Here is a 12,716-nt window from a genome sequence, read left to right on the forward strand (position 1 = left end):
CGCCCCGCGGCAACTCGACAACAATACTGTAAAAGGTGAGGAAACTTCGATGAGATCGATGTGGCTTGGTCTTGCCTCGGCAATTTTGCTGGCGATGTCCCCGGCGAGTGCGCAGGACGGCTATCCGTCCAAGCAGGTGACCGTGATCGTGCCCTTTGCCGCCGGCGGCACCGCGGACATCTTTGCGCGCATGGTGTCGAACCATCTGCAGATGAAGCTCGGCAAGCCGTTCGTGGTCGAGAATGTCGGCGGCGCCGGCTCGATCCTTGGTGTGACGCGGCTGGCGAAGTCGGCCGCCGACGGTATCACGCTCGGGCTTGCCAGCACGTCGGCGCTCGCGATCAATCCGTCGTTGTACGGGCCGAAGCTCAGCTATCAGCCGGACAGGGACCTGGCGCCGGTCGCCCAGATCAGCGTCGTGCCCAACGTGCTCGTCGTCAACCCCAACAAGATCGCGGCGCGGACCGTGCCGGAGCTGATCGCCTATCTGAAGGCGAACCCGGACAAGGTCTCGTTCGGCTCGGCCGGCGTCGGCACCTCGCAGCATCTCGCCGGCGAGCTGTTTCAGCAGATGACCGGCACCAGGATGGTGCACGTGCCCTACAAGGGCTCGAGCCAGATGCTGACGGACCTGTTGAGCGGCCAGATCGATATCGCCTTCGACAACGTGCCGCTGCTGCTGCCGCAGGTGAAGACCGGTCAGCTCGCGATGCTTGCCACCGCAACGCCGAAGCGCGCCGCCTTCGATCCGGAAGTGCCGGCCGTGGCCGAATTCCTCCCCGGTTTCGAAGCGGTCGCCTGGCACGGCTTCTTCGTTCCGGCCAGCACGCCAAAGCCGATCGTCGAAAAGCTCTCGGCCGAGATCCGCGCCTACATGCAGCAGCCGGAGACGGTGCAGAAGATGGCCGAGCTCGGCGCCACCGCAGTCGCGGTCGATTCCGAGCCGTTCGCGGCCTACATCGCCTCCGAGACGGAGCGGTGGAAGAAGGTGATCGAGGCTGCGAATATCAAGGTGGAGTAGGGGCGGGGCGCGTGCTTGAAGCTGTGGCGGCTGCGCTTGATCCGTTCACAGCCGCGCTTGCCAGCCTAGGGCTGAGCAGGTAGAAGGCTGCCACGCCTGAGCCGCGATTTGCGCCAAACGCGCTTCCGGCCGCAGTCGGACAAATCGGTAAGACCTTGAATTTGTTCGGCTATTCCGTTGGGGAATGGTGTAACGGTAGCACAACAGACTCTGACTCTGTTTGTCTTGGTTCGAATCCAGGTTCCCCAGCCAATTCCAGGCGCTCCCACAAAGTCTGAATTGCCTCTGATCCGATGACCCGCGGCGGCGCGGCTCGCGACGGTTTGCCTCATCCCGACATTGCCAGCGCCGGTCGGATCGGGGCACATCCGATCGTCCTTGGGACGTATAACCCAAGGAGATCCGTGATGCCCTATGTCGATGGTTTCGTGCTGGCCGTGGCGAAGGACAAGATCGAGGCCTACAAGGCGCTGGCCCGAACGGCTTGCGCGGTGTGGATGGAGCACGGTGCGCTCGACTACGTCGAATGTATCGGTGACGACGTGCCTTACGGCCAGCTCACGTCCTTTCCCCGCGCGGTGATGGCAACGGAGGATGAGATCGTCGTGTTCTCGTGGATCGTCTACCGCGACCGCGCGACTCGCGATGCCGTCAACGCCAAAGTGATGGCCGATCCGCGGCTCAAGGCCGCCGACATGCCGTTCGACGGCAAGCGCATGATCTATGGCGGCTTCACGACGTTGCTTCAGGCGTTGGCCGAGCGTGCTTCGTAGGGTGGGTTAGATTAGTTAGTTAGCCTTGCGGCCGCGCGAAGCGCAGTCCGCTGGCGTAACCCACCTCTTTCGTGTCCGCGGAAATAGACGTGGTGGGTTACGCCGAGCGGTTTGCGCTTCGCGCAATCCGCGGGGCTAATCCATCCTAGAGATCTGCGCAGCGGCAAGACAGCGATGATAGTCACTCCGGTTGTTATCCCTGCACCGAACGACGCCAGACCGAATGCGGGAAGCAGCGTGCGTGATCGCTGCTCCCTTATCCAGCATCGTCGCAATTCGTTTCACCTTGCCGGTATCCGGCTGGCATGCCATCCTCTCGTCACCAGGTATAAATCAAACGGAAGCGGGGCGCCTCGCCCACGCTTTCCAAAAAATCTTGGTTGGGGAAACCCTTTGGGAGGTCTGATCTCATGACATTGAAGCATGTCACGGGGCTGCTTTGCGCGGCCGCGATGTCCCTTGCGTTCGCGGCCGGCGCGCGCGCCGAGGACAAGGTGGTCAAGATCGGCGTGATCATGCCGATGTCCGGCGGCACCGCCTCGATCGGCGCGCACGCCAAGGCGGCGCTCGAAGTCGCCATGGACATCATCAACAACGCCCATCCCGAGCTTGGCAATTTGCCGCTGGCGAAGAACGCAGGCCTTGCCGGCCTCGGCGGCGCCAGGATAGAGGCGGTCTTCGCCGACAACCAGGGCAATCCGGCGACGGGGCAGAACCAGGCGCTGCGCCTGATCACGGAAGACAAGGTCGCGGCCGTGTTCGGCTCGTATCAGTCCGGAGTGACGCTGACATCGAGCGCCATCGCCGAGAAATACGGCATTCCCTTCCTGAATTCGGAATCGGTCGCCGCCAATCTCACCGAGCGCGGTTTCAAATGGTTCTTCCGCACCACGCCGATTGCGACGGACTTCGCCAAGATCTACGCCGACTTCCTCGCCGACATGAAGGCGACCGGCGCGAAGACCGACGCGATCGCGCTGGTCCATGACAACACCGAATACGGCACCTCGGTCGCCAACACGATCAGCGCCGCCTTTAAGGGGAAGGGACAGCCGGTCGCGCTCGACGTCGCCTATCCCGTCAATGCGACCGATTTGCAGGGGCAGGTGCTCCAGCTCAAGGATAAGAAGCCCGACGTGATCATCATGATCAGCTACACGTCGGATGCGATTCTGTTCGCCAAGACCATGCAGTCGCTCGACTACAAGCCGGCGATCCTGCTTGCCGACGATGCCGGCTATTCCGACCCCTCCTTCATCAAAGCGGTCGGCAAGATCTCGCAAGGCGTGTTCAACCGCTCGTCCTGGGTCGTCGGACCGCCGGGCTCGGTGTCGGCCGTCATCGCCGACATGTACAAGAAGAAGAGCGGTGAGGAGATGGATGACACGGTTGCCCGCCAGATGCAGGGCTTCTTCGTGCTGGCCGACGCCATCGACCGCGCCGGCTCGACCGACCCGGCAAAAGTCCAGGCCACTCTGAAGGCGACGGACCTGAAGGCCGACCAGCTCATGATCGGCTACAAGGGCGTCAAGTTCGACGACAAGGGCCAGAACATCCTGGCGTCCGGCGCCATCATCCAGCTTCAGGACGGCGAGAACTACGTCTCGGTGTGGCCGAAGGCGAATGCGGAAAAGCCGCCGGCGCTGCCCTACAAGGGCTGGTGAGATTTTTTAAAGGCGGGGCCGCGCGCCCCGTCTGTCCTAATATGATCTGATCAGAGCAACGCGGCTGATGTCCTTTGTCCTCGTGCAGGTGATTGTCGGCGGCCTTCTGCTTGGCGCTGTCTATGCCCTGTTTTCCTCCGGCCTCACGCTGGTGTGGGGCATGATGAACATCGTCAATTTCGCGCATGGCGATTTCGTCATGCTCGGCATGTATGTCGCCTACGTAGTTTATACGTTGATGGGCGTCGGGCCGATCCTCGGTGCGCCGCTGGCAACGCTCGTTCTCGCAACCGTCGGCGTCGTCGTCTACTTCGCCCTGATCCGCGACATCATGAAGGGGCCGATGCTGGCGCAGATTCTCGGCACCTTTGGGCTCGCGCTCCTGCTGCGCTATTCCGTGTTCTGGTGGTTCGGCGCCAATTTCTTGTCGATGCCGCAGAACATCGTCGGCGGCACCTATGCGTTTGCAGGCCTGCGCATCGAGGCCTCGCGGCTGTTGGCCGGCGTGGTCGCGCTGCTGGTGACGCTCGGCCTGCATCTGTTGCTGACGCGCACCTCGCTCGGCTCGAAAATGCTGGCGGTGGCGGAGGATCAGACTGCGGCGCAGCTGATGGGGATCAGGCCCGACGCCATGCAGGCGATCGCCTGGGCGATCGCGGCCGGCGCCACGGGGCTTGCCGGCGCGCTGATCGCGAATTTCTTCTACATCGTGCCGACGGTCGGCGAGACGCTCGGCATCGTCGCCTTCGTCACGGTCTCGCTCGGCGGTTTTGGCAGCGTGCCCGGTGCGCTCGTCGCGGGTCTTCTGATCGGCGTGATCGAGTCGCTCTCCGGCTATCTGATCGGTGCGGTCTACAAGGACATCATCGTCTATGTCATGTTCCTGCTCTTCCTCTGGTTCAGGCCACAAGGCTTAATGGGCAAGACCTGATGGAGAAGTCCTGATGGGGAAGATGTGATGCGGCGCCTGATCTGGCTCTCGGTCGTCGCAGCGATTGCGATCGCCTATCCGTTGCTGTTGTCCTCGCCGTTCCAGCAGCGCCTCGGTGCGCTGGTGCTGCTCTACGCGATTGCAGCGTCGGCCTGGAACATCGTCGGCGGCTATGCCGGCCAGGTCTCGGTCGGCCATGTCGTGTTCTTCGGCTGCGGGGCCTATGCCGCGATGGGGTCCTACGCCAAGTTCGGCCTGTCGCCGCTGTTCGGCATCCCCGGCGGCGTCGTGATCGCGGTTGGGCTCGCCGCGATCATCGGCGTGCCGACGCTGCGGCTGTCGGGGCATTACTTCAGCATGGCGACGATCGCAGTCGCCGAGACAATGCGGTTGATCGTCACCAACACCGACTGGCTGGGTGCGGCGGTCGGCCTCTCGGGCCCGACCGTACCGCGCAACATCTTCGATCTCTCGTTCCTGTCGTCGCTGCCGTATTACTATCTCTTCCTCGTCATCCTCGCGGTTACGCTGTTCATTACCTGGTGGATGACCAACAGCCGGATGGGCTTTTACCTGCGCGCGATCAAGGATTCTGAGCGCGCCGCGCGCTCTCTCGGCGCCCCCGCGAGCCGCACCAAGCTTTACGCCTACATGCTGAGCGCCGCGTTCACCAGCGTCGCCGGCGCGCTCTATGCGATGATGTTCGGCTTTGTCGACCCCGAGTCAGGCCTCGGCATCCTGATCTCGGTGAAAATCCTGATCATGGCGGCGCTGGGCGGGGCAGGGCTGCTGTTCGGACCATTGGTGGGTGCGGCGATCCTGGTGCCGCTGGAGGAGATCTCCAATAGCTGGCTCGGCGGCAGGGGCGCAGGCCTCACCTTCGTGCTCTATGGCGCGATCATCGTGCTGATCGCGCGATTCCAGCCCGGTGGTCTGCTCAGCCTGTTCACGCGGCGCAGGAAACCAACATCCGACACGGGAGCAAGCCATGCTCCTTGAGGCGCGCGGCATCACAAAAGCGTTCGGCAGCTTCAAGGCGGTGGACGATGCCTCTGTGACATTGGAGCAGGGCGATATTCTCGGCCTGATCGGCCCGAACGGCGCGGGCAAATCCACCTTCTTCAATTGCCTGACCGGCGATCTCAAGACCACCTCCGGCCGCGTGCTGTTCGAGGGACGCGATATCACCGATGTCGCGCCGGAGCTGCGCGCCGGGCTCGGGCTTGCCCGCACCTTCCAGGTGCCGCAGACCTTTGAAGGCATGACGGTGCTCGAGAACGTCATGATCGGCGCCTTCCTGCGCACCGCGCATCGCCAGGAGGCCGAGACCAAGGCGCGCGCCGTGCTGGAGCGCGTCGGCATGAGCCGGCTTGCGGATGCGCCGGCGCGTTCGCTCGGCACGCCCGGCCGCAAGCGTCTGGAGATCGCCCGCGCGCTCGCGACCGAGCCAAAAGTGTTGCTGCTCGACGAGGCCATGGCCGGCCTCAACGCGCATGAGGTGAAGCTCGCGATCGATCTCGTCCGCGATATCCACCGTTCCGGCATCACACTTGTCATCGTCGAGCACATCATGGAAGTGATCATGTCGTTGGCCAGCCGCGTCATGGTGTTTCACCAGGGCAAGGAGATCGCCCGCGGTAGCCCACGTGAGGTCACCTCGAACCCGGCTGTGATCGAGGCCTATCTCGGCAAGCGCGCGGCGAAGGCCGCCGCCGGCCACACGCCGATCGAACTGATGGGCGGGCCGGACCTATGAGCGGACCGTTGCTCAGGATCGAGCGTCTCGAGGTGCGCTACGGCGACTTGATTGGTGTCTCCGACGTCTCGCTGGAGGTGCCCGAGGGCAGCGTCGTCGCGCTGCTCGGCTCCAATGGCGGCGGCAAGACCACGACGCTGAATGCGATCGCCGGCCTCATCCCCGTGCATTCAGGAACGATCAGCTTTCGCGGCGAGGACATCGCCGGCCAGAAGGCCTTCACGATCGTGCGCAAGGGGCTGGCGTTGTCGCCGGAGGGCTGGCGGCTGTTCGTGCAGCAGAGCGTCGAGAACAATCTCATGCTCGGCGCAACGCCGCTGCACGACAAATCGCGTCAGGCCACGCTGCTTGAGCGCGTCTACGAGATCTTCCCGCGGCTGAAGGAACGCCGCAACCAGCGCGCCGGCACCATGTCCGGCGGCGAGCGGCAGATGCTCGCGGTCGGCCGCGCGCTGATGAGCGATCCGAAGCTCCTGATGCTGGACGAGCCCTCGCTCGGCCTCGCGCCGGCGGTGGTCGAGTCCATGTACGAAACGTTTGGCCGCCTGCATCGCGAAGGCCTGACCATCCTGCTCGCCGAGCAGTCGATCGAGCTCGCGCTGGAAGTGTCGGACTTCGCGACCGTGCTCCAGGTCGGCAAGAGCGTGCTGTCCGGCACCGCGGCAGCCTTGGCCGAGGATCCGCAGGTGCAGAAGGCCTATCTCGGGGTCGGGTGACCGATCTCGGCTTGAGCTGGTCAGTGTTCGAGAGCGAGACGCCCGCTACTTGATCTTGTCGTAGGCCGTCGCGAAATCGCCGAGCGGCATCGGGATTGCGATGGTCTCCTTGGCCATGTTCTGGAAGGAAACCTTCAATTGCTTGCCCGACTTCAGGCTCGCAAGCAGGTCCGGCGCGATCGGCGTCGAGGCGTAGCAGCCGCGGTTCTCGCAGGTCTGGATCGGGAGATCGACGGTCTTGCCCTCGTCGACCTGAAGCTTGGCGCCGATCGGTAGATTGAGGCCGAGCGGCAGCTGGAGCAACGCGACCGGCGTGCGGGTGTCGGGCGCGATGCGGATGTTGATCAGCACGATGGTCTGGCCGGTCTTGGTCAGGACCGCGTTCTGCTCGATCGCGCATTCGAGGGGAGCATCGCGGCTCGCGCTGGTGCAGCGCGCGATCCAGCCGGGCTGCGCCGGAGCGCCTTCGGCCTGCTGCGGCTGGGTCGGTGCGGGCGCGGGCTGCGTCGCAGGCGCCGGGGGAGCTGCGTTCTTCTTGGCGCCCTGCTGAGCATACGTAACACCCGTCGACAGCAGAAGGGCGGCGGCGAGAACGACAAGTCTGGATTGCATGGGCATGGCGAGACCGCGTTGGCGTGAACCGAGGGGCTCGCTGTAGCGTCGCGGGAGCCGCGGCGCAAGCTTACTCGGCGGCTTCCTTCACGGTGCCGTGCTCCGACCTCTCGTGTCCTTCGCCCTCGGTGGAGCGGCCCGAGAACAGGTTCGAGAACTTGTCGAGATAGAGGTAGACCACCGGCGTGGTGAACAGCGTCAGCGCCTGGCTGACGATCAACCCGCCGACCATGGCGTAGCCGAGCGGCTGGCGGATCTCGGCGCCGGTGCCGTGGCCGAGCATCAGCGGCACGCCGCCGAGAAGTGCTGCCATCGTGGTCATCATGATCGGACGGAAGCGCAGCAGCGCGGCCTGGCGGATCGATTCCTCCGGCGTCTTCCCGTCGCGTTCGGCCGCGATGGCGAAGTCGACCATCATGATGCCGTTCTTCTTCACGATGCCGATCAGCAGGATGATGCCGATCAGCGCGATCAGGCTGAAGTCGAAGCCGGCGGCCATCAGGATCAGGAGTGCGCCGACGCCGGCCGAGGGCAGGGTCGATAGAATCGTGATCGGATGGATGTAGCTCTCGTAGAGGATGCCGAGGATCAGGTAGACCACGACCAGCGCCGCGAGGATCAGCAGGGGCACGGTGCCGAGCGACTGCTGGAACGCCTGCGCCGTACCTTGGAAGCTCGAGTTCAGCGTCGCCGGCGCGCCGAGATCGGCCATCGCCTTCTGCACGGCCTCGGTGGCCTGGCCGAGCGCCACGCCTTGCGCGAGGTTGAAGCTGATCGTGATCGCCGGGAACTGACCCTGATGGCTGATCGAGAGCGAACGGACCGGATCGGTGGTCCAGGTCGCGAACGTTGACAGCGGCACCTGATCGCCGGTCAGCGGCGATTTCAGATAGAGCTTGTTAAGTGAATCGAGGTTGCCCTGCATCTCCGGCAGGATTTCCAGGATCACGTGATAGCTGTTCAGCTGGGTGAAATACTGCGTGACCTGGCGCTGGCCGAAGGCGTCGTAGAGCGTGTCGTCGATCAGCTGCGGCTGGATGCCGTAGCGCGATGCGGTGTCGCGGTTGATCTTGAGCTGGACCGTGGTGCCCTGGGTCTGCTGGTCGGTCGCGACGTCGCGCAGCTCCGGCAGCGTCTGCATCTTCGCGAGAATCTTGGGCGCCCACAAATTGAGCTCGCCGAGGTCGGCGTCCTGCAAGGTGAACTCAAACTGCGTGCGGGTCGGGCGGCCGCCGAGCCGGACGTCCTGGGCCGCCTGCATATAAAGGCGGGCGCCGGCGACCTTCTCGAGCTGGGGACGCAGCCGCGCGATGATCTGCTGCGCCGACGCCTGGCGTTCGTTGCGCGGCTTCAGGGTGATGAACATGTTGCCGTTGTTGCCGGCCCGGCCGCTGCCGCCGATGTTCATCGCCGTGGTGGCGACATCGGGATCGGCCAGCACGATCTTGCCGAGCTCGACCTGCCGCCGCTGCATCTCGGCAAACGAGATGTCCTGGGAGGCTTCGGAGGTCGCGGTGATCAGGCCGACGTCCTGCTGCGGGAAGAATCCCTTTGGAATCAGGACGAACAGATAGACCGACAGCGCCAGGGTGGCGAAGAAGATGACGAGCGTGGTACGGCGCCAGGCGAGAGCGCGGTCGAGTCCGTATTCATAGCCGCGCAGCATCGCGTCGAACGCGCGCTCGCTCCACTGATAAAACTTGCCATGGGTCACTTCGCCATGTGAGCGCAGGAAGCGCGAGGCCATCATCGGCGTCAAGGTCAGCGACACGAACATCGAGACGAAGATGGTCATCGCCAGCACGACGGCGAACTCGCGGAACAGGCGTCCGATGATGCCGCCCATCAGCAGCAGCGGGATCAGCACCGCGACCAGCGAGATACTGATCGACACGATGGTGAAGCCGATTTCCTTGGAGCCTCTGAAGGCGGCCGCGAGCGGCTTTTCGCCTTCCTCGATGTAGCGCGTGATGTTCTCGAGCATCACGATGGCGTCGTCGACGACGAATCCGACCGCGATCGTGAGCGCCATCAGCGACAGATTGTCGAGCGAATAGCCGAATACCCACATCAAGGCGCAGGCGCCTAGAAGCGCCAGTGGCACCGTGATGGCGGGGATGACGGTTGCCCAGAAACTGCGCAGGAAGACGAAGATCACCATCACCACGAGGAAAATGGTCAGCAGCAGCGTAAACTGGACGTCCTCGACGGCGGCGCGGATCGTCGTGGTGCGGTCGCTGATCAGCTCGATCTTGATCGCGGGTGGGATTGCAGCAACGAGCCGAGGCAGGGTGGCCTTGATCCTGTCGACGGTCTCGATGACGTTAGCGCCGGGCTGCTTGAACACCACCAGGAACACGCCGCGTTTGCCGTTGGCCCAGGCTGCCTGCTTGGCATCCTCGGCGCCGGTGACAGCCTGGCCGATGTCCTTGATGCGCAAGGGGCCGCCGTTGCGGTAGGCGATGATGACGTCGTTCCAATCCTTGGACTGCAACAATTGGTCGTTGGCGTAGATCGTGTAGGCGCGCTTGTCGCCGTCGATATTGCCCTTGGGGCTGTCGACCGTGGTGATCGCGATCGCGCTGCGCACGTCCTCCAGGGACAGGCCCTTGGCCACGAGTTTCGCCGGGTCGACCTGCACGCGAACCGATGGCTTCTGCTGGCCGCCGATGAACACCTGCGCGACGCCGGATATCTGGCTGATCTGCTGGGCGAGCTGGGCGTCAATCGAATCGCTGACGGTGGTCAGTGGCAGCGTGTCCGACGTCGCCGACAGCAGCAGGATCGGTGAGTCCGCCGGGTTCACCTTGCGATAGGTCGGCGGCGAGGGCAGGTTCTTCGGCAGCTGGCCGCTGGCGGCGTTGATGGCGCCCTGCACGTCGTTGGCGGCGCCGTCGATGCTGCGGTTGAGGTCGAACTGGATGGTGATCGAGGCAGTGCCCAGATAGCTCGTCGAGGTCATCTGCGCGATGCCGGGAATCTGGGCGAACTGGCGCTCCAGCGGCTGCGCGACCGACGAGGCCATCGTCTCCGGGCTGCCGCCCGGCAGGTTGGCCGTAATCTGGATGGTCGGGAAGTCCACCTGCGGCAGCGGGGCGACCGGCAGCAGGGGATAGGCCACGAGACCGACAAAAAGAATGCCGGCCATCAGCAGCGATGTGCCGATGGGATAACGGATGAAAGGTGCCGAAATCCCGCCTTCGGTCATTCCTGCTGAACCTTGCTTTTCTGAACCGGATCCGAACTCGCCACGGCCGTCGACACGAGACTTCCGGGCTGCACCTTGTATTGACCGCCGGTGATGACTTGTTGACCTGGGCTCAATCCTTCCTCGATGACCGAACGTCCGTCGATGGCGTAGTTGACCTTGATCTTGCGAGCCTCGGCCTTGTTGTCCTGGCCGACGGTATAGGCGTAGAGGCCGTTGGTGGAATGCAGCACCGCGTCATCGGGGACGATGGTCGCATCCTTCAGGGTCCGCACCAGCAGGCGTGTCGACACCGATTGTCCCGGCCACAGCGTGTGTTCCTTGTTGGCGAACACCGCCTTGAGCCGAATAGTCCCGCTGGTCGTATCGACCTGGTTGTTGATGACGGCGAGCTTACCCTCGGCCAGCGTCTTCTTGCCGTCGGTGGTGAACGCAATCACCTTGAGCTCGCCGGACTTCTGGCCCTCGCTGATATAAGGCAGCTGGTCTTCGGGCGCTGTGAAGATCACCGTGATCGGCTCGACCTGGGCGATGGTGACGACGCCGGTCTGGGTCGAGGCGTTGACGATGTTGCCGATATCGACTTGGCGGAGGCCGGCGACGCCGGTGATCGGCGACTTGACCTGGGTGTAGTCGAGCTGGGTCTGGGCGTTGGCGATCGCGGCTTCGTCGGCGGCGATCTGGGCGGTGAGCTGGGCAACGGTAGAGCGTTGCGTATCGGTTTGCTGCCGCGTCGCGAATTCACCGAGCTTGGTGTAGCGCTGCAGATCGAGATTGGCGTTGGCGAGATTGGCCTCGTCCTGCGCCTTCTTGGCCTTGGCCTGATCGAAGGCGGCCTGGAACGGGCGCGGATCGATCTCGACCAGGAGATCGCCTTGCTTGACCATTTGGCCCTCGGTGAAGGCAATCTTGTCGATCTGGCCGTCCACCCGGGTCCGGACTTGTACGGTGTTGAAGCCCTGCACCGTGCCGAGGCCGGTGAGGTAGACAGGGAAGTCGGCCTTCTGGACCGGCGCAACGCTGACGGGCACGGCGGGGGCCCGCGGCGGACCCTTCTGCGCGGTCTGGGCTTTCGCGGCCTCAGACGCCGAGAAGCGCTGCCAACCGTAATAGCCGCCTCCGGCCACAGCTGCGATGATGACAATCCACAGGATCGGCCGTGACTTTTTCATATCTATTCGTATCGGCTTGTATGCCCAAAGGAACGAAATGCGACGCCAGCAAACGGGTTCCCGGCGCCTGTTGTATAATACACGCCAAGTTCCAGTGTAAACAGCACTATCGGTTGAGAATCCTAAACAATTGGAAAGCTTTGCACCCCTTAGGCAGACGGGTGACGCCGCGGTGTGCAGTGCTGCATTTTCCCGCTGTAAGCCGGCAAAGTGCAAAAGCTGGGCAGTGCTCGCGGACCGCGTGAGTGGTCACTCATGCGCGTGGCGTTGCACGCGGCAGGACGCATCTTCAATGTTTCGGAGTAATCGCAATTAGGACGGTTCTAAACCGGCCGTGTGCCGTTTCGGTTGTCAGGAAAATCAGTGTCGTTCATATCGGGCCGCACAAAGGAAGCATATGATGGACGAGCTGAACGGCAAGCTGATCGCGTGTCAGATTCTGATCACGGGGTTGATCGCACGCGTCGCCAATGAGCAGCGCGATCCCTTGCGCTTCCTCACCGACTTCCGAGACGAGATCAAAGCCGTCGTCAAAGGCGTCAATATCGCCGGCATGGACAATTCGGATCGCGTGCGCGCGACCGCGCAGCGCACCGTCGACGAATTGTTCTCGCTTATGAAGCCGCCGAGCAGCGACTGACGGCTGCGCAAAATGACGCGCGAAGACAATCGCGGCTGTGTCTGGCTGCTTCAATGTGTCGCGCGACATTTCGGTTATTTCAGATTCGCAATTTTAGAATCGATTTGAACTAGAGCGATTCAAGTGGTCGCGCGCGCCTGCTCGCATTGACCTGATTTTTCGTGATGGATAGCACCACCTCATCGTTCGTCGCGCATGTTGCGTATCGACGAACTTTAAATGG

Annotated in this window: 11 protein-coding genes and 1 tRNA gene; 9 read left to right on the forward strand and 3 right to left on the reverse strand. The window is 63.3% G+C overall.

Annotated elements, in window-relative coordinates; genetic code table 11:
• The first annotated feature begins 49 nt into the window (after positions 1-49).
• From ABID58_RS19485 to ABID58_RS19520, 8 genes are all read left to right on the forward strand, one after another.
• Positions 50-1,021, forward strand: coding sequence for a Bug family tripartite tricarboxylate transporter substrate binding protein (locus ABID58_RS19485; protein ID WP_354033964.1), 972 nt, complete (start codon positions 50-52; stop codon positions 1,019-1,021).
• A 178-nt stretch (positions 1,022-1,199) separates the two neighbouring features.
• Positions 1,200-1,273: transfer RNA gene (locus ABID58_RS19490), tRNA-Gln, on the forward strand.
• A gap of 155 nt (positions 1,274-1,428) precedes the next feature.
• Positions 1,429-1,794 carry a DUF1428 domain-containing protein gene (locus ABID58_RS19495; RefSeq protein WP_354033965.1) on the forward strand — a complete coding sequence of 122 codons (366 nt, stop codon included), beginning with the start codon at positions 1,429-1,431 and terminating at the stop codon, positions 1,792-1,794.
• A gap of 410 nt (positions 1,795-2,204) precedes the next feature.
• The gene (locus ABID58_RS19500; RefSeq protein WP_354033967.1) at positions 2,205-3,458 is read left to right on the forward strand and encodes an ABC transporter substrate-binding protein; all 1,254 of its coding nucleotides are present in this window, start codon (positions 2,205-2,207) and stop codon (positions 3,456-3,458) included.
• A gap of 67 nt (positions 3,459-3,525) precedes the next feature.
• Positions 3,526-4,389, forward strand: a complete 864-nt coding sequence (locus ABID58_RS19505) for a branched-chain amino acid ABC transporter permease (RefSeq protein ID WP_354033969.1) — start codon at positions 3,526-3,528, stop codon at positions 4,387-4,389.
• Between the two features lie 27 nt (positions 4,390-4,416).
• Positions 4,417-5,388: a branched-chain amino acid ABC transporter permease gene (locus ABID58_RS19510; protein WP_354033971.1), complete on the forward strand. Its 972-nt coding sequence runs from the start codon at positions 4,417-4,419 to the stop codon at positions 5,386-5,388.
• Positions 5,378-6,145, forward strand: coding sequence for an ABC transporter ATP-binding protein (locus tag ABID58_RS19515; protein WP_354033973.1), 768 nt, complete (start codon positions 5,378-5,380; stop codon positions 6,143-6,145). Before ABID58_RS19510 ends, ABID58_RS19515 begins: the two co-directional genes overlap by 11 nt.
• Complete coding sequence (locus ABID58_RS19520; RefSeq protein ID WP_354033974.1) at positions 6,142-6,861, forward strand: ABC transporter ATP-binding protein; 720 nt, start codon at positions 6,142-6,144, stop codon at positions 6,859-6,861. Before ABID58_RS19515 ends, ABID58_RS19520 begins: the two co-directional genes overlap by 4 nt.
• A 45-nt stretch (positions 6,862-6,906) precedes the next feature.
• Here ABID58_RS19520 and ABID58_RS19525 read toward each other — a convergent pair whose 3' ends face one another.
• The 3 genes from ABID58_RS19525 to ABID58_RS19535 all read right to left on the reverse strand — a co-directional run bounded on the left by ABID58_RS19525 (position 6,907) and on the right by ABID58_RS19535 (position 11,853).
• Entirely contained in the window at positions 6,907-7,479 is a 573-nt protein-coding gene (locus tag ABID58_RS19525; protein ID WP_354033976.1) for an invasion associated locus B family protein, read from the reverse strand.
• A gap of 64 nt (positions 7,480-7,543) precedes the next feature.
• A complete protein-coding gene (locus ABID58_RS19530; RefSeq protein ID WP_354033978.1) occupies positions 7,544-10,681 on the reverse strand; it encodes a multidrug efflux RND transporter permease subunit in 3,138 nt (1,045 codons plus the stop codon).
• Entirely contained in the window at positions 10,678-11,853 is a 1,176-nt protein-coding gene (locus ABID58_RS19535; RefSeq protein WP_354033979.1) for an efflux RND transporter periplasmic adaptor subunit, read from the reverse strand. Before ABID58_RS19535 ends, ABID58_RS19530 begins: the two co-directional genes overlap by 4 nt.
• Positions 11,854-12,253: 400 nt before the next feature.
• Between ABID58_RS19535 and ABID58_RS19540 the strand changes: the two genes are divergently transcribed.
• Positions 12,254-12,493, forward strand: a complete 240-nt coding sequence (locus tag ABID58_RS19540; protein ID WP_148749412.1) for a hypothetical protein — start codon at positions 12,254-12,256, stop codon at positions 12,491-12,493.
• The last annotated feature ends 223 nt before the right edge of the window (positions 12,494-12,716 follow it).

Source organism: Bradyrhizobium sp. S3.2.6, from assembly GCF_040546885.1.
Classification (GTDB): Bacteria; Pseudomonadota; Alphaproteobacteria; order Rhizobiales; family Xanthobacteraceae; genus Bradyrhizobium; species Bradyrhizobium cytisi.